Origin of the sequence: Streptomyces sp. NPDC005496 (genome assembly GCF_042872045.1) — a bacterium.
GTDB lineage: Bacteria > Actinomycetota > Actinomycetes > Streptomycetales > Streptomycetaceae > Streptomyces.
In genome coordinates this window covers 34,397-53,021 of the sequence record NZ_JBIAJQ010000006.1, presented here as the reverse complement: position 1 = coordinate 53,021, position 18,625 = coordinate 34,397, and the positions used below count along the sequence as shown (strand labels likewise).

6 protein-coding genes are annotated in these 18,625 nt (G+C 73.3%); 3 read left to right on the top strand and 3 right to left on the bottom strand.

The window, feature by feature from the left end; genetic code table 11:
- Positions 1-160: 160 nt before the first annotated feature.
- Complete coding sequence (locus ACFYQQ_RS19355; RefSeq protein WP_355786395.1) at positions 161-1,342, top strand: amidase domain-containing protein; 1,182 nt, start codon at positions 161-163, stop codon at positions 1,340-1,342.
- Between the two features lie 120 nt (positions 1,343-1,462).
- Here ACFYQQ_RS19355 and ACFYQQ_RS19350 read toward each other — a convergent pair whose 3' ends face one another.
- The 3 genes from ACFYQQ_RS19350 to ACFYQQ_RS19340 all read right to left on the bottom strand — a co-directional run bounded on the left by ACFYQQ_RS19350 (position 1,463) and on the right by ACFYQQ_RS19340 (position 4,735).
- Positions 1,463-2,653 (bottom strand): cytochrome P450, encoded by a 1,191-nt coding sequence (locus tag ACFYQQ_RS19350; RefSeq protein WP_355786393.1) that lies wholly within the window; start codon positions 2,651-2,653, stop codon positions 1,463-1,465.
- A 167-nt stretch (positions 2,654-2,820) separates the two neighbouring features.
- Positions 2,821-3,342: an RNA polymerase sigma factor gene (locus ACFYQQ_RS19345; RefSeq protein WP_356169781.1), complete on the bottom strand. Its 522-nt coding sequence runs from the start codon at positions 3,340-3,342 to the stop codon at positions 2,821-2,823.
- A 64-nt stretch (positions 3,343-3,406) separates the two neighbouring features.
- On the bottom strand, positions 3,407-4,735 hold the full coding sequence (locus tag ACFYQQ_RS19340; RefSeq protein WP_355792201.1) for a condensation domain-containing protein: 1,329 nt from the start codon (positions 4,733-4,735) through the stop codon (positions 3,407-3,409).
- 1,178 nt (positions 4,736-5,913) lie between these two features.
- Between ACFYQQ_RS19340 and ACFYQQ_RS19335 the strand changes: the two genes are divergently transcribed.
- Together ACFYQQ_RS19335 and ACFYQQ_RS19330 are read left to right on the top strand one after the other, a co-directional pair.
- A complete protein-coding gene (locus tag ACFYQQ_RS19335; protein WP_356241326.1) occupies positions 5,914-14,661 on the top strand; it encodes an amino acid adenylation domain-containing protein in 8,748 nt (2,915 codons plus the stop codon).
- A complete protein-coding gene (locus ACFYQQ_RS19330; RefSeq protein ID WP_356169772.1) occupies positions 14,654-18,508 on the top strand; it encodes a beta-ketoacyl synthase N-terminal-like domain-containing protein in 3,855 nt (1,284 codons plus the stop codon). The genes ACFYQQ_RS19335 and ACFYQQ_RS19330 overlap by 8 nt, the downstream gene beginning before the upstream one ends.
- The last annotated feature ends 117 nt before the right edge of the window (positions 18,509-18,625 follow it).

Genomic DNA, 18,625 nt, shown 5'->3' with positions numbered 1-18,625 from the left:
CGGTACCCGGCCGGTGGGGCCCGGTCGGCGGTGTCGCGGCCCCCGGGGTAAGCCGCGTGAAGTGCCCGTGTATCACTTGTGCATCCCCCTTCCCAAGCGGAACACGCGGCGTGCGAAGATGCCCTGCCCCGGTAGGCGTCCGGGGTAGAGGGGAAACTCAGTGAAGTCAAGGAAATTGAGCAGAACGCGGCGTCGCGCCACCATAGTGACGGCGGCGGCCGCTTCGGTCGTCGCCGGCGCGGCCATGCTGCCCAACTGGAGTGCCGGCGCGAGCAGCGCCGGAGCCGGTGAGCCCGCGGTGGACGCGGCCACCAAGGCCACCTTCCAGAGGCTGGCGGACGCGGTCTTCACCGACCGCACCGACGCTCTGGTGGACCACAAGCAGAACAAGGGGCGCTCCCCGCTGACGTCCCGCTTCTCCGGCGACGTGGAGCTGTCCTCCTCGCTGGAGAACAAGGAGGACTCCGCACGGTCCTCGCTGCGCGGCCGCAAGTCCCGCCTCGCCGACCTCGGTGAGCGGTACAGCTCGGCCAAGACCAGCGTCACCCTGGACAAGACGCGCGTGCGGGACCGGCACGCCACCGTCCAGGTCACCGAGACCACGACGCTGACGTACGAGAAGGTGCAGGGGGACGAGCCGAAGACCACCGGCTTCCAGGCCCACCACAAGCTGACGTTCACCGCGGACCGGTCGGGTGTCTGGCAGCTGACGAACGTCCGCACCACGGACGACGGCTACCTGGCGGTGAACCAGCCGGCCAAGACGACGTTCACGGCCACGGTCGCCGACGACGACATGCCCGCCGCCACCCGCTCGGCCACCACCTGGCCCGCACCGGCCAAGGCCAAGAACTTCTCCGCCACCGGCTACGACTACAAGGCCATGGCCGCGTACGCGGAGAAGTACTGGAAGACCTACAACACGGCGTACCCCGACTTCAACGGGGCCGGAGCCGGCGGCGACTGCACGAACTTCGTGAGCCAGTCGCTGAAGGCGGGCGGCTGGAAGCACGTCCCCGGTTACGTCTACGACTACACCAAGTGGTTCGGCAACGCCGACATCCAGTCGGACTCCTTCGTCGGCGTCAACGAGTTCTCCTGGTTCTCGCTGAACTCGAAGCGGGCCACCAGCCTCGCCAACGTCTACCAGATGGACATCGGTGACGTGCTCCAGGTGGACTTCGACAAGGACGGGTCCAAGGACCACACGATGATCGTCTCGTACCGCAGCTCGCAGGGCGTGCCGTACGTGACGTACCACTCCACGAACACCTACCGCAGGTCGGTGGCGAGCATAATCGCCTCGTACCCGAACTCGGCGTTCTACGCGTACCGCACCTGATCCACCGGCTGGGCCCCGCGGCCGGCACCACCGAACGGGATTCTCCGGGCGGGCCGGACGCGGGGCTCTTCCGTTTTCCCGGCGGCGGGGCGACGTGTGGGACGCGGCCCGTGCCCGGGGTCACTGCCGGTCGGCGGCGACCTCCAGGCCGCGGATCACATAGCCCCCTATCTCGTCCTGGAACGAGACCTCGGGCGGCGTGACCATACGGAGGCCCGGCAGTGCGAAGAGGCGACTGAGGAAGACGTCGGTCTCCGTCATCGCGAGATCGGCGCCCGGGCAGCGGTGCGGGCCGTCGCCGAAGGACAGCGCCATCGCCTTGCCGCTCGTCGTGGGGCGCCCCGGGCACACCAGCAGGGGATCGGCGCCCACCTCCTCCCGGTCGGTGTTGGCGTCGTCCACGAAGATGTCGACGCGTTCACCGGCGGGCACGGTGTACGGTCCCTGCTCACCGGGGACTTCGAGGTCGGCGGTGGCCCTGCGGCCGAGGCGGGCGACCACCGGTTCCAGGCGCAGGATCTCGTGGAGCACCGCGAGCCGCTCCTGCCGGTCCCCGGTTCGGAACCGGTCGCGGAGCCCGGCGTCGGTGAACAGGTGCCAGGCCGCGACGCAGATGAACTCGCGGGTGGTGACCATGCCGGCGGCCGCGTAGGTGAGGCACTCCCCCAGGATCTCGGCGTCCTTGCAGCCTTCCGCGATCAGGTGCGAGATGAGGTCGTCGGCGGGCCGCGCGCGGTGGGCGCGGATCGCGGGGCGCACGTCGGCGAGGTAGATGCGCAGCCAGTTGGTGTTCTGGCGGAACAGCCAGTAGATGCCGTGCGGGCTGGTCAGCCCCGGCTTGCCGAACTTCTCGGGGAAGAAGCGCTCCAGCCGCCGCTGGATGCCGGGCCTGCTGCGGGTGAGGCCGATGACGCCGCACGCCACGTCGATCGCGACGCCGAAGCTGAGGTCCTCCAGGCGGGCCGCGCCGGCCGTGCGCAGGGGCGCCAGGTGCTTCTCGGTGACGCGTTCCGCCAGTTCGCGGTAGTGCTCGTCCACCCGTCGGGGCGTGAAATAGCGCGCGGTCTGGCGGCGGTGCTCGCGGTGCTCGGGGCCGTCCCGGTACAGGACGGGACGCCGGATACGGGCGGGCAGCTTCTCGACGGTCTCGACCCCCAGGCCCGCCTGGACGGTGTCGGGGCTGCGCAGCACGGCGCGTGCCGCCGCGTACCCGCGCACCTGCCAGGTTCCGTCGTCGGCACGGTGGACCGGGCAGCTCTGCCGGGGGTCACCTCGGTCGACCTTCCGTGCGTCGTCGTCGGTTCTGCTCATCGGCCGGTGTCCTCCGTCGTCGCCGTCGGCCGCCACCGCGGTGGCCGTCAGTGTGCTCCGACAGACTTCAGGACAGCCGTCCGGTCCACCAGTACCCGTACCGCCGGGGCACGCCGGACCTGCGTACCCCGGCGGTACGCAGGTCCGGCGGAAGCTTGCCGACCGCTTCAGGCCGCCGAGGGCTGCCACGCTTCCTGGAACCGGCGGCGGGCGCGGTGCAGGCGGGAGCGCACCGTCCCGACCGGCAGGGACAGGGTCTTGGCCATCTCCTCCTCGTTGAGTCCGTAGACCCGCAGGGTGAGCACTTCGCGGTGCTGTGTCGACAGGCGTTCCAGGACGTCGTTGATGTGGACGGCGTCCAGGGGGTTGGCCTCGTGCCGGGCCTCGACGGGTGAGCACGTCATCGTGTCGTCGAGGCGTTTGACCGTGCGGACCGCCTCGCGGATGGTGACCGAGCGCACCCATCCGTAGAAGGCGGCGGGTTCCTTGAGGGTGGCCAGGCCCCGGTAGATGGCGAGGAGCGCCTCCTGTGTCGCGTCGGAGCCGTTGTCGTGGGCGATCGAGTAGCAGACCCGGGCGACGTACGGCGTGATGTGGGTGAGCAGGTCGTTCATCGCCTGTTCGTCGCCCGCCTGCGCGCGTGGCAGCAACCGGGCCAGGGGGGTGGGCAGTTCGTGCGCGGTCTTCATCGCGGAGGGGTGCTCCTTGGGGGAAGCCGGTGGGGGCGCTGCGGCGCGGCGGAGGGGGTGACCCTCAGGCCGTGACCGCGGGAAGGGTGGGTGCGTCGCCGGTCGTGGCGAAGGTCAGGAGCGTGGTCCGGACGTCGTCGCGGAAGGCGCGCATGAACGCCGGGGTGAAGCACGCGGTGAAGTGGGGGAACTCGATGCCCAGCCGGCCGTCGAAGGAGACCACGCAGGCCATCACGGGGCTGCGGCCGGCCTGGGGGAAGTACTGCTCGCGGGCGGGCACCAGCCGGACGTCCGTGACCTCGGCGCCCTCGGGGAGCCGGGGGCCGGGTGCGGAGCCCATGTTGGTCACGATGACGGTGCCGGTCTGCAGGGCGGGGTGCCGGGGGAGGTGCGGCATGAGGCGCATGTCCTGGAAGTGGTCGCCCCGTGCGATGGACTCACGCAGGTGGGTACCGATCTCGCGGGCCAGGGACAGCGGTTCGGCGTCCGCGTCGACGGCGAGTGCCTGGAGGTGCATGGTGACGGCGGGGACCATCACCTCGGGCTCCAGCGGCGGCGTCAGGCGGGAGCGCAGGTCGACGGGCGAGAGGCAGCCGAGGACGCGCGGGCCGTCGCCGCCGAGCCGCTTGCGGGCGGCGGTGAGCACCGCGGCGCTGACGAGGCCGTGTACGGACACCCCGGTGTAGCGGGCCAGCCGGCGCAGGCGGGCGGTCTGGTCGGCGTCGAGGAGGAGGCGCCGGATCTCGATGCCGTGGCCGCTCAGGTCCGCGTCCGCCGGCTGCCGCGGGGTGTCGTAGGCGACTAGCTCGACGGGCATGCGTCCGGTCTCGGCGAGGCGGCGCTCCAGGTACCCGGTGGTCTCCGCCTCGTCGCAAGGGGGCAGCAGTGTGCTGACGGGCGCGGGCCAGGCCGGGTCCTCGGCGCCTTCTTCCGTCGGCTGTACGGGAGTCGACGCGGGCTCCTTGCCTTCGACGAGGGCGCGGTAGCGGTCCCACAGGGTGTTGTGGAACGCGATGGCGCTGTGTCCGTCGGTGATGGTGTGGTCCACCGTCAGGACGAGGAGGTGACGGTCCTCGGCGGGTTCCTGGACGAGGACCGCTCGCAGCAGCGGACCGCCCACCGGCAGCGGGGTGTTGAGCTCCTCGGTGTACGCCTCGGCGGTGTCCCCGGTGCGTATCGCGAGCCGTGGGCGCTCGTCCTCACCGAGGAGTCGCAGGGCGTAGCCCGGCCCGTCCTGGACGATACGCGTCCGCAGCGTCGGCTGTTCGGCCGTCAAGGTGTCGAGCGCTCTCGACAGGGCGGCCGTGTCCAGTTGTCCGCGTACGGCGCAGGAAAGCACCGCCCTGCTTCTCTGGGCCACGTAGAGGGTCTCGACGGGACACAGCGCGCGCATGTGTTCAGCCTTTCTCGCCGCCTCCGTTCCGGGCAGGGGGAACGGGCGGTTCGTCGTACAGGGTTTCTGGATTGTTCACGCAGTCGGATCGTGGGGAGCCGGGCAATTCGGCATCACGACAGGAAAACAAAGCAAGAAGGGTTTCCGGTATCCGCCGGAGGCAGAGTCCGGGACCGTGGCCGGCACCTCCGCGGTGCCTGGACGACGTTCCCGATTCACTCTTCGCTTACATGCTGTCCATGGAGGAGGTACTGGCCTCGCCGGACTTTCTCGCACACACCATTGAGCACCTCCCCGAATCGGGCCGAAGGCCGTCGAGTCCGGCGGGCCCCGGGTGGGCGCGGTCCGGCGCGGTGCTCGCGCGGTCCGTGTCCGACGCCGGGAATGGGCCACCGCTCCGCGCCGCGCCGGTGCCGTGGAGGCGCCGGCTCCTCGAAGGCCTTCGCATGCGTCCGTGGCGACCGCGGCCTCGCACTGGCGCTCGACCGTGCCGCCCCAACGGAGCGGAGTCTTCCACAGACCCTTCACGAATGAGCCGCCGGATTCGCGAAGTTGGCCGATTTACCCCCTCGACAACACGCCACCGCCCTCGCGGAACGAGATGTTCCGTCCGGTCCGAGGGGCTCGCGCCCCACCCGTCATGACAACGCGGTCCTGTCCGCGGAGCCCGCGAGAGCGGCTCCGGAACGGTCACGCCGACCACGATCGATCAAACCGGGCGACGCTCACCGTGCCCGTTTCGCGGCCCACGGGGTGGCCTCCGTGCCCGTTCGGGCACACCCGAGGACTCGGCGGGCGGGCTTTCGCCGCCCTGCGCAACAGGGTCCTCCGAAAGGATGACCGAAATGCAGCCGCCGCCCCGGAGAGTGCTTTCGTGAGCACCCCTGGTATTCACCGGTAATTCCCCTGAAGCAATTCCCCTCCGCCCGACCGGTCTTGACTCCCGACAAGGCGTCATGCAAGGTGTTGCGGCGGCAGGTGATCGCACCCGACCACGCGATTCCTGCACCTGAGCGTGCGACCCAGTCCCCCGTCGTATTCGCCCCCGCTTTCAGTGGCGCCCGTTGCGTCGGCTGGCCGGGACGACGGGCGGCGGTGGCACCCTTTGCGGCTCGCCCGGCCATGCCGGGCTTCTCCTTACATTCGACTGAAGACAACTCGCCACGAGGGTTGGTGCCATGTCAGTCCATGAGGACGACCGTCGACCGCTGTCCGGAGCACAGGAGGGCCTCTGGTTCGCCCAGCGCCTCGCTCCCGGAAGTGCCGCCTACAACACCGGCGAGTACGTGGAGATCCACGGGCCGCTCGACACCCGCCTGTTCGAGACCGCGCTGCGCCGGACCGTCGCAGAGGCCGACACGTTCGCACTGCGTTTCCCGGACACCCCCGACGGCCCCAGGTGCGTGACCGCGGAGGCACCCGACGCCTGGCCGCTGCACCGCGTCGACGTGAGCGGAGCCGCCGACCCCGCCGCCGCGGCGGAGGAGTGGATCCGGCGCGACCTCGCCACCCCGGTGGACATCGAGGCGGGCCCGCTGTTCTCCCACGCCCTGCTCACCCTCGCCCCCGACCGGCACTACTGGTTCCTGCGCGCCCACCACATCCTGCTCGACGGCTACAGCTACAAGCTCGTCGCGCGCCGCCTCGCCGACACCTACACCGCGCTGGCCGCCGGCGAGGAGCCCGGCCCCGCCAGCTTCGAATCCTTCGCACGCCTGCGCACCGAGGAGGAGGCCTACCTCGCCTCCGACCGCCACACACGCGACCGCGAGCACTGGGCGAAGCAGCTGGCCGGACTGCCCGAGCCCGTGCGGCTCACCCCGCGCACCGCCGCCCCCACCGCCCCCTTCCTGCGCCGCACTGCCGACCTCACGCCCGCCGAGACTCAGGACCTCACCACCGCCGCGTCCCGGCTGGGCGTCTCCCGCACCGACCTGCTGGTCGCGGCGGTCGCCGCCTACCTGCACCGCATGACCGGCGCGGACGACCTGGTCCTCGGCCTGGCCACCATGAGCCGGCTCGGCAGCGCGGCACTGCGCACCCCGGGAACGGCCTCCGACATCCTGCCGCTGCGCGTCCCCGCCGCCCCGGACACCCCGGCCGGCGAGTTCGTGCGGGCCGTCGCCGGTGAACTGCGGACGCTGCGCCGCCACCAGCAGTACCGCGGGGAGTCCGTCCGCCGCGATCTGGGACTGCTGGGCAGCGACCGGCGCGTGCACGGACCCGTGGTGAATATCGTCCCCTTCACCGAGGACCTGGTGTTCGCCGGCAGCCCCTCCACCTCCCACCACCTGTCCGGCGGCGCCGTCGAGGACCTTCAGATCTCCGTGCGCCCCGGAGCCGACCCCCGCGGGCTGTGGCTCGCTTTCGACGCCAATCCCGCCCTGTACGACGAGCGCGAACTCGGCCTCCACCTGGAGCGGTTCCTCCTCGTGCTGCGGCAACTCGCGGGCGCGGACGCGGATATGCCGCTCTCGGAGACCTCGATCCTCCTCCCCGGCGAGCATCCGCGGGACAGCGCCGCCCCCGAGCACACGGTCACCACGACCCTCACCCGCTGCTTCGAGGCACAGGCGGCCCGCGTCCCCGACCGGACGGCCGTCTCCTGCGGGGGCGCCTCGCTCAGCTACGCCCAGCTGAACGAGGACGCCAACCGGCTGGCGCGCCTGCTCCTGGAGCGCGGCGCCGGGCCCGGCCGCGTCGTGGCGCTGGCCCTCCCCCGCGGACTGCGGCTCGTCTCGGCCCTGATCGCCGTACTCAAGACGGGCGCCGCCTACCTGCCGCTCGACACCGGACATCCCGCCGAACGGCTGCGGCTGGTCATGGAGGACGTCGGTCCCGCCGTCCTGGTCACGGACGACACGCACGCCCCGCAGCTGCCCGCCTCGGCCACGCCGTCCGTCGTCCTGGGCGAACCGGACCTCGAGAAGGATCTGGCCTCCCGCCCGAGCGACAACCTCACGGCGGCCGAACTCACCACGGAGACCGGCCCCTCGGACATCGCGTACATCATCCACACCTCGGGCTCCACGGGACGGCCCAAGGGCGTGCCCGTGCCCCATGCCAACGTTGTCCGGCTCTTCGAGGCCGCCTCCGAGCACTTCGACTTCGGTGAGGACGACGTGTGGACCCTGTTCCACTCGTACGCCTTCGACTTCTCCGTGTGGGAGATCTGGGGCCCCCTGCTGCACGGCGGGCGGCTCGTCGTGGTGCCGTACGCCGTGAGCCGCTCGCCTCGGGACTTCCTGCGGTTGCTGCACACCGAGGGCGTCACCGTCCTCAACCAGACACCGTCGGCCTTCGAACAGCTGATACAGGCCGACTCCGAGGCCGCGCCGGCGCCGACGGCGGGCGCGCTCCGCTACGTGATCTTCGGCGGGGAGGTCCTGCGCGCGGAGCGGCTGCGGCCGTGGGCCGACCGCCACGGGCTGGACTCGCCAGAGCTGGTCAACATGTACGGGATCACCGAGACCACCGTGCACGTCACCCATCACCGCGTCACCCGGGCGGACCTGGACGACCCCCGCCGGGCCAGCGTCATCGGCCGGCCGCTCGCCGACCTGCGCGTGCACGTCCTCGACGCGGCGCTGCGGCCGGTGCCGCCCGGCGTGACCGGCGAGATGTACGTCTCCGGACCGGGCGTCGCCCCCGGCTACCTGAACCGCCCCGAGCTCACCGAGGAGCGCTTCGTGCGCGACCCGTTCGGCCGGCCCGGTTCACGCATGTACCGCACCGGTGACCTGGCCCTGCGCCGCGCCGACGGCACCCTGGAGTACCTGGGCCGGGCCGACCAGCAGGTCAAGATCCGCGGTTTCCGTATCGAGCCCGCCGAGATCGAGGCGGTGCTGGCCCGGCACCCCGGTGTCGCCCGGGCGGCCGTCGTGGCCCGCGGCACCGACGGCACGGACCCCCGCAGCAGCGGTGACGCACGGCTCGTCGCCTACGCCGTCCCCGCCAGCGGCACCCGCCCCGACCCCGCCGAACTGCGCCGCCACGTCGCCGAGCAGCTGCCCGAGCACATGGTCCCTGCGGCCTGCGTACTCGTCGACGAGCTGCCCCTCACCGCCAACGGGAAGCTCGACACCAAGGCGCTGCCCGCACCGGACTTCGCCGCGTCCGCCGGTGGCGCCCGCCCCACCACACCCCAACAGGCCCTCACCTGTCGCCTGTTCGAGGACGTCCTGCGCCTCGACGGGGACACCGTCGGACCGGACGACAACTTCTTCGACCTCGGCGGGCACTCCCTCCTCGCCACCCGACTGCTGGGACGGCTGCGTTCCGAAACGGGCGTCGACATCCCCATCACCGTCCTCTTCGACACCCCGACACCGGGCGCCCTGGCGGCCCGGCTCGCCGACGGACACCAGGGGCCGCGGCTGCCCGAACTCCGCGCCGGCGTACGCCCCGAACGCGTACCGCTCTCCTTCGCCCAGGAACGCATGTGGTTCCTCGACCGGCTGGGCGAGACGTCCGCGACCTACAACATCCCGCTGGTGGTCCCGCTGCGGCAGCCGCTCGACACGTCGGCGCTGCGCGCCGCCCTCGACGACGTCGCGGAGCGGCACGAGAGCCTGCGCACGGTCTTCGCGCAGGACGGTGACACCACGTACCAGCGGATCCTCCCGCCCGGTGGACTGCGGCCCGCCCTGCGGCTCGTGGACTGCCCCGCCGAGGAAGTGGCCGCCCACGTCGCCACGGCACTGCGCCACCGCTTCGACCTGACCCGCGAAAGCGCCCTGCGCGCCGACGTGTTCGGCACCGGGACCGACCGCACGCTGCTTCTGCTCCTGCACCACAGCGCGGCCGACGGCTGGTCGCTGCGCCCCCTCGCCGACGACCTGGGCCGCGCCTACCGGGCACGGCTCGCGAGCCAGGCACCGGGCTGGGAGCCACTGCCGGTTCAGTACGCGGACCACGCCCTGTGGCAGCGGCGGCTGCTGACGCCCGCGCCCGAGGGGCCGGGCCGGCTCGAACAGCTCACGGGCTTCTGGCGTGCGGCACTGGCCGGGCTGCCCGCGGAGAGCTCGCCGCCCTCCGACCGGCCGCGGCCGGAAACCTCCGGCGGCGAGGGCGCGAGCGTGACGGCCACCGTCGACGCGGACCTGCACCGCAGGCTGCTGCGACTGGCGGACAGCCGGGACGTCAGCCTGTTCATGGTGCTCCACACCGCGCTGGCCGCCCTGCTCACCCGCTGGGGCGCCGGTGAGGACGTGGCCGTCGGCACGCCGGTCGCCGGCCGCTCCGACCCCGCGCTCGACGACGTGATCGGCCTGCTCACCAACACACTGGTCCTGCGCACCGACACCTCCGGCAACCCCCGTTTCAGCGAACTGCTGGCGTCGGTACGGGAGTTCGACCTGAAGGCGCTGGACCACCAGGAGCTGCCCGTGGACCGCCTGGTGGACGAGCTCAACCCGCCGCGCCATCCCGCGCGCCACCCGCTGTTCCAGGTGATGCTGGCCCTGCAGAACAACGAACGGGCCGTGCTGCGGCTCGGGGACGACCACGTACCGCTGCGGCCCACCGCGACCGGCACCGCCAAGTTCGACCTGTTCGTAGACGTCCTCGAACGCCACGACGCACAGGACGCGCCCGACGGGCTTGAGCTGCACGTCGAGTACGCCACGGACCTCTACGAGGCGGGCACCGCAGAGGCGTTCGCCCACGACCTGCGGGCGTTCCTGGACGCCGTGTGCGCCGACCCGGACGTCCGCGTCGCGGAACTCCCCGCGCCGTCCCGCCGTGCCGCCCGGCCGGACGGCACGGACCTGTCGGCGTCCACCGCGGCGGCACTCGAACGAGAGGCGCTGTCCGTCGCCGGTGTCCGCGACGCGGTGGTGCTGTCCGAGCCGGACGGAATGCCGCCCACGGCCTACGTGGTGCCGCACCGGGCAGGCGCCGCCGACCGGGTGGAGCAGACCCTCGACGGCGCCGCCGAGGTCCGGGTCACCGCGGTGAGCGACCTGCCGCGCACCGGCGACGGCGACCTGGACACCGACGCCCTGCGCGCCCTGGCCCCGATCGACCGGCACACCGCGCGATCCTGGCGCCGCCAGCTCGCGGACGTCCCCGGCGTCCTGCGGGCGGACGTCGCCGTCGAGGACGTCCCCGAGGAACTCGACCGCCGCCACGCCGGTGCCGGACGCGCCCCGGCCGCGTGCCCGCCCGCGACGCACGGCGCGGACCCGCGGACCTCCGCCGTGCCCGCGCTCAGCGAGGGCCCGGACCTGCCGGAACCGTCGGTGTCCGACTGGGCCGCCGCCCTCACCCGTGCGGCCGGCCGGCCGCACGGCGAGATCGTCCACGTGCAAGCCGACGGCCGCGAGGTCCGGCGCAGCTACGCCTCGCTCGTCGAGGACGCCTCCCGCGTCCTGGCCGGGCTGCGCCGGGCCGGGCTGCGGCCGGGCGACCGGGTGATCCTGCAGTGCGGTGACAGCGAGGACTTCGTCGCGGTGCTGTGGGGCTGCATCCTCGGCGGTTTCGTCGCGGTGCCCCTGACCGTGCCGCCCTCCTACGCCACCGCGTCGGCCGCGGTCACCAAGCTGGAGGGCATCTGGCGGATGCTGGACCGTCCCTGGATCGTGGCCTCGCCGGGCAGCGAGGCCGGCCTGCGGGACCTCGCGGCGCGTCAGCAGTGGCCCGGCCTGCGCCTGACCACGGCCGACGTGCTGAGGGACGCCCCGGAGGACCGCGACTGGCACGCCGCGCGGCCGGACGACCTGATCCTGATGCTGATGACGTCCGGCAGCACCGGCCTGCCGAAGGCCGTGTGCCTCACGCACCGCAACGTGCTGACCCGCTCCGCGGCCACTGAGGCCATGAACTCCCTCGGCGAGCAGGACGTCACCCTCAACTGGATCCCGCTGGACCACGTCACCGGCGTGGTGATGTTCCACCTGAGGGATGTCTACCTGGGGTGCCGCCAGGTCCACGCGCCGACACCCTGGATCCTGGAGGACCCGACGCGCTGGGCCGACCTCGCCCACCGCCACCGCGTCACCGTCACGTGGGCGCCCAACTTCGCCTTCGGGCTCCTCGCCGAACAGGAGCACCGCTTCGCCGACCGCGACTGGGACCTGTCCCCTATGCGGCTGGTGATGAACGCGGGCGAGGTCGTGGTGGCGTCGGCGGCCCGGCGGTTCCTGCACGCGCTGCGGCCCTTCGGTCTGCCGCAGGACGTCATGCACCCCGGCTGGGGCATGTCCGAGACCTGTTCGGTGGTCACCGACTGCGTACTGCCGGGTGAACCGCCCGCTCACGACGAGCCGTTCGTCAGCTGCGGCCTGCCCTACCCCGGGTTCGCCATGCGGATCGTCGACGACCAGGAGCGCCTGCTCAGCGAGGGCGATGTCGGCCGGCTCCAGGTGCGGGGCACCTCCGTGACCCGGGGCTACCACGACAACGCGCGCGCGAACGCCCAGTCGTTCACCGACGACGGCTGGTTCGACACCGGCGACCTGGCGTTCCTGCGGGCCGGCGAGCTGTACATCACCGGGCGCGCGAAGGACGTCATCATCGTCAACGGCGTCAACCACTACAGCCACGAGATCGAGGCGTGCGTCGAGGAACTGCCCTCCGTCGTACGGAGTTTCACCGCCGCCTGCGCCGTGCGCTCCGACCCCGACGCCACCACCGACGAACTGGCCCTGTTCTTCCACCTCGCCCCCGGACAGGACCCGGCGGCCGCGCTGCGGGAGATCGGCGGCAAGGTGACCCGTGAGATCGGCGTCAGTCCCGCCTTCCTCGTCCCCGTCCCGGCCGAGGCGATACCCAAGACGGAGATCGGCAAAATCCAGCGCACGAAGCTGCGCAAGAGCTTCGAGGCCGGGGAGTTCGACGAGGCCGTACGCGAGTCCCAACTGCTGCTCGGGACGGCCGAGACACTGCCCGACTGGTTCCTGCGCCCGGTGTGGCAGCGGGCCCGGTCACCGCGCCCGGTGTCCCGCCCAGCCGGACACCACACCCTCGTCCTGGCGGGCGGCGACGCGCGCGCCCTCGCCACGGCCGACCTCGTCGCGGCCCGGCTGCGCGCCGAGGCCGGACTGTGCACGGTGGTCACGCACGGGCAGGCGTACGAGCGGCTGGACGCCGCCCGCTACCGCGTCCGCCCCGGAGACGAGGGCGACCACGCGGCGCTGCTGGCCGGCCTCGACGCGGACGGACGCGCCGTGGACACCGTCCTGCACCTGGAAGCCCTCCACGACGCCGGTCACGAGGCTGGGCCGCTCGACGGACTGGACGGGGCCGAGTCCCTGCTGGTGCTGGCCCGCGCCCTCGCGGAACGGCCGCGTCCGCGCCCGCTGGACCTTCTGTTCGTGACCGCCTCGGCCCAGGCCGTCACGGCCGGCGAGCTCCCCTCGCCCGCCCACGCCACCGCGGCGGCCCTGCTCAAGTCCCTGCGGGAGGAACTCGCCTGGCTGCGGGGCGTCCACCTCGACCTGGCGTCCGCCGACGAGGAGGAGACGGCCGCCGCCGTCCTCGCCGAGGCCGGGAGCCACTCCGCCGACGCCGAGGTGGCCTGGCGCGACGGGCACCGCCACGTCCGCCGGCTGGCTCCCCTGCCCGATCCGCTCCCCCGTACGGCCCCGCCCGGGAACGACGGCTTCCATCTCGTCAGCGGAGGACTCGGCGGAGTGGGCGCCGAGATCGCCGCCCACCTGCTCAGGACACCGGGCACCCGGGTACTGCTCCTCGGCCGCACCCGGCTGCCCGACGAGTCGGCCTGGCAGCGGCACCTCGACGAAGCGGGACCCGCCGCCGGCCGGGTCGAGGCGCTCCAGCGGCTGCGCCGGCTCGGCGAGGTCCGCTACGCCTGCGCGGACGTCACCGACGCCGGGCAGGTGCGGCGAGCGGTCCGTGACGCCGAGGAGGCGTGGGGCACCCCGCTGACCTCGGTGCTGCACCTGGCCGGGACCTTCGACGAACGGCCGCTGCGGGACCTGACACCCGACGGCTGGCGGGAGGTCCTGCACGCGAAGGTGCGGGGCGCCTGGACGCTGCACGAGGTCGCCGCCGAGCACCCGGTCACGTCCTTCGTCACCTTCTCGTCCGTCAACGGCTGGTTCGGCGGGGCGATGAACGCCGCCTACTCCGCCGCCAACGCCTTCCTCGACGGCCTGGCCGGGTACCGGCGCGGACTGAGCCTGCCCGGGCAGAGCCTGGCGTGGAGCATGTGGCGCGAGCGCGGGATGAGCCTCGGCTACCAGCTGGTCTCGCTCACCGAGGCGCGTGGATACCGCGTCCTGGACGCCGCCGCCGCGCTGCGTTCCTTCGACCTCGCCCGCACCGTCGACGCCCCGCACGTCCTCATCGGCGCCGACCGCACCGCGCCCTGGGTCCGCGCTCATGTCCTGGCCCCCGTAAGGCAGTTGCGGCGGCTGGGCGCACGGGTCGCCCTCGACGACGGCACCGACCTGGGCGCCCTGCACGCCGCCGCGTCGGGCGCCGCCGAAGCGAGCGGCATCGGTGACGCCTGGGTGCTGCGTACGGCCGGCACCATCGCGCAGCCGGCGGACGGCGACGCGGGTTCCGGAGAGGAACTGCGCCGGCTGGAGAGCGAACTGGCCGCGCTCTGGTCGTCGGTCCTCGGCCGCGACCGGGTCGCCCGCGACGAGAACTTCTTCGACCTCGGCGGCAACTCCCTGCTCCTGGTCACCGCCCAGACCACCCTCAACAAGGCACTGGGCTGCGATCTGAGCGTCGTCGACCTGTTCGCGCACCCCACCGTGCGGGCCCTGGCGCGCCACCTGAACAAACGCGGCGTCACCGCCTCCTCGGCACCGGACCCGGCTCAGCGGCCGGCGCCCACGCCGCCCCCATCCGCTCCGGCAGGCCTGGAGCGCGCCAAGGAACTCGCACAACGGCAGCGCGCCGCCCGCACGGCACGCCGCTCCGCACGGGAACGGAAGGACCGAGGCCATGCATGAGACGACCAGCCCGCGGGACGGTGACGCCGGGACGACGGACCCGCACGAGGACGCCCCGCCCGCCGTCGCCGTGATCGGCATGGCGGCCCGCTTCCCCGGCGCCGACGACGTGGACGCCTTCTGGGACAACCTCGCCAACGGCCGCGAGTCCATACGCCCGGTGAGCGACGAGGAGTTCCTTGCCGCGGGCGGCGACCCCCGCGACCTCGACGACCACACCCTCGTCCGCATGGCGTCGGTCGTGGACGGCATCGACCTCTTCGACTCCGGCTTCTTCGGCTACAGCCCGGCGGAGGCCGCCGTCGTCGACCCGCAGCAGCGGCTCCTGCTGGAGACGGCGTACCACGCCCTGGAGGACGCGGGCTGTCCCCCGGGGACGGACTCGGGGACGACGGGTGTGTACGCGGGCGGCGGTGACAGCCGCTACTACCCCGCACACGTGTACCCGCAGTTCGCCGGGCAGCCCGGCACGGTGGACCTCGTGCACGCGGCCACCGCGAACTCGCTGGGCACGCTCGCCACCCGGATCTCCTACGAGTTGGGGCTGACCGGCCCGAGCGTGTCCCTGCAGACCGCGTGCTCCACCGCGCTCGTCGCGCTGCACACCGCCTGCCAGGACCTGATCGAGTACCGCTGCGACACCGCTCTCGCGGGCGCCGTCTCCCTCAACCCCTCGGCGCTCCTCGGCTACCGGCACGTCCCCGACGGGCCGTTCTCGCCCGACGGGCACTGCCGGGCCTTCGCCGCCGACGCGCGCGGCACCTCCTCCGGCGACGGCGTGGGGGTGGTGGTCCTCAAGCGGTTGGAGGACGCCCTCGCCGACGGCGACCGCATCCGCGCGGTCATCCGTGGGACGGCCGTCAACAACGACGGCCGCCGCAAGGTCGGCTTCACCGCCCCGAGCACCGCGGGACAGACCGAGGTCGTCCTCGCGGCGCAGGCCCAGGCCGAGGTCGACGCGGACACCATCGGGCTCGTCGAGGCCCACGGCACCGCCACCCGCATCGGCGACCCCATCGAAGTGGCCGCGCTCACCGAGGCGTTCCGGCAGAGCACCGACCGGCGCGGGTTCTGCGCCCTCGGGTCGGTGAAGACCAACATCGGCCACCTCGGCGCCGCCGCCGGGATGGCCGGGCTGATCAAGGCGGTCCTCGCACTGGAGCACCGCAGCATCCCGCCGAACCTGCACTTCGACCGGCCCAACCCGCTCATCGACTTCGCCTCCGGGCCGTTCCGGGTGCCCACCACGCTGGAGGACTGGCCTGCCGACGGCCACCCGCGGCGGGCCGCGGTCAGCGCACTCGGCGTGGGCGGCACCAACGCCCACGTCATCCTGGAGGAGGCTCCCGCCACCGGACAGGACTCGCCGCGGGCGCCTGAGGACGGCCGCCGGCACGTCCTGCCGCTGTCGGCGCGCACCCCCGGCGCGTTGCGCGGCCAGGCCGAGGCCCTCGCCAGGCATCTGCGGACCCGGCCGGAGCTGCGCCTGGACGACGTCGCCCACTCCCTGCGCGCCCACCGTCCCGTCCTGCGCCACCGGCTGACCGTCACCGCCGCGTCCGTCGAGGAGGCCGTCGCCGCGCTGGAGGCCGCCCCTCCGGCCGGCCCGCCGGTACCGGACGAGGCTCCGAAGGTCGCGTTCCTCATGCCGGGCGGCGGCACGCAGTACGTGGGGATGGGCAGGGAGCTCTACCGCGACAACGCCGTCTACCGCGACGTCGTCGACCACTGCGCCGGGATCCTGCGCCGGGTGACCGGGGAGGACCTGCGCACGGCGCTGTTCGACCGTGCCGAGCCCGGCAGCGCGTCCGCGCTCCTGTCCCTCGTCGTGACCGAGTACGCCCTCGCCCGCACCCTGATGGAGTCGGGCGTGCGCCCCGACGCGCTCATCGGGCATTCGCTCGGCGAGTACACCGCGGCCTGTCTCGCCGGGGTCATGGACCTGGAGGAGATGCTCCCGCTGGTCGAGGAGCGCATCCGCCTCATCACCTCGGCGGGCGGCGCGACGGTCGGCGTGGCGGCGTCCGCCGAGACGCTGCTGCCGTTGCTCGGCGACGACCTGTCCCTCGCCGCGGTCAACGGGCCCGCCGCCTGCACCGTCGCGGGGCGGACCGACGCGGTGGCCCGGCTGGAGGCCGAACTGACGCGCCGCGAGGTGCCGTTCCGCCGGCTGCGGGTGCCCGCCGCCGCCCACTCCCACGTCCTGGACCCGATCCTGGAGACTTTCGCGGGCCACCTGCGCTCCCTGACCCTGCGCCCGCCCCGCATCCCGTACGTCACCAACGTCACGGGCGACTGGGCCACCGACGCGCAGGCCACCGACGTCGGGCACTGGATCGACCACACCCGGCGCACGGTGCGCTTCGCGGACGGCATCACCGCGCTGTGGCGGCGCCACCGTCCCGTCCTGGTCGAGATCGGCCCCGGTGACGCCCTCTCCAAACTGGCCCGCGCCCAGCTCGCCGAGGACGACCCGGTCACGGTCACGACGATGCGGCACGCCAAGGCCGACAGCCCCGACGGGTTCGTCCTCGCCGAGGCCCTGGGCCGGCTGTGGAGCGCCGGCATCGACGCGGCGCTGCCCGACAGCACCGGCCCCGACGGCCCGCCCCGGCGCGTCCCGCTGCCGGGTTACGCCTTCGAGCGGCACCGGCACTGGATCGACGCGCCCGGCGCCCGCACCGGCGACCGGCCGGACGCCACGGACGGCGCCGCCACTGACCCCGGCACGTCCCTGGCCCCCCGTCCCCGGCTCACCACCGAGTACGTCGCTCCCCGCACCGAACGCGAACGCGCGGTGACCCGGCTGTGGGAGGAGACGCTCGGCATCGGCGGCGTCGGGGTGCACGACAACCTCTTCGATCTCGGCGGCGACTCCATGCGCGCCGTGCTGCTCGCGGGCCGGCTGCGTGCCGCCGGGGTACTGGACGTGCCCGCCGCCTCGCTGCTGGCCACCCCCACCGTCGCCGGACTGCTCGCAGCCGCCGAAGACGCCACCTCCTCCGACCCGATGCGGCCTCTGCTCCCGCTGCGCGCCGACGGCACCCGCACGCCGCTGTTCTGCGTGCACCCCGGCGCGGGCGTCTCCTGGCGGTACACCGGGCTGCTGCCCCATCTGGGCGCGGACCAGCCGGTGTTCGGCATCCAGGCCGCCGGGCTGGACGGGAAGCGGCCGCCCGCCCCGGACGCCGCGTCCATGGTGGCCTCGTACCTGGACCTGGTCCGCGAGGTGCAGCCCCACGGCCCGTACCGGCTCCTCGGCTGGTCCTACGGCGGTTTCGTGGCGCACGCCATGGCCTGCGCGCTCCAGGAGCGGGGCGAGGAGGTCGAGCTGCTCGCCCTGCTGGACGCGCCCCTGCCCGCGGGCGTCCACTACACCCCCGAGGCCGCCGAACGGCAGGTGGCCGGCCTGCTGATGCGGGTGGCCGGTCTGCCCGTCGACCCGCGGGGTGACATACCGGACGTCGAGTCCGTCCTGGACCTCATCGGCGCGGGTGCGGCCCCCGGGACGGCGGACACCGGGCAGGCGACGGTTCCGGTGACCCGTGAGGAGGCCGCCGCGATCGCCGCCGTCATGCGCAACAACCTGCGGATCGCACCGGAGTTCACCCCCGGCGTGTTCCACGGGGACGTGCTGTTCTTCAGCGCGCTGGAGGATCCGTCCGCGGCGCCGTCCGAGGCCGACCTCGCCCTCGCCCCCGGGAAGGCGGACCAGTGGCGCCCGCACGTCGACGGACGGCTCGACGACCACGCCGTGCCGTGCGGTCACTACGAGATGACCGAACCCGAACCGATCGCCCGGATCGGCGCGGTCGTCGCCAAGGCGCTCCGCCCGGTGTCCGACTGAAGCACCGCACTCCCCCCTCCCCCACCCCGGCCGCCGGACGCACCCCCGGCGGCCGGCCGGTCCCACGACCGGTGACGACCCCACCGCTCAGGAGATCACCCGTGCCCCAGGACCTCT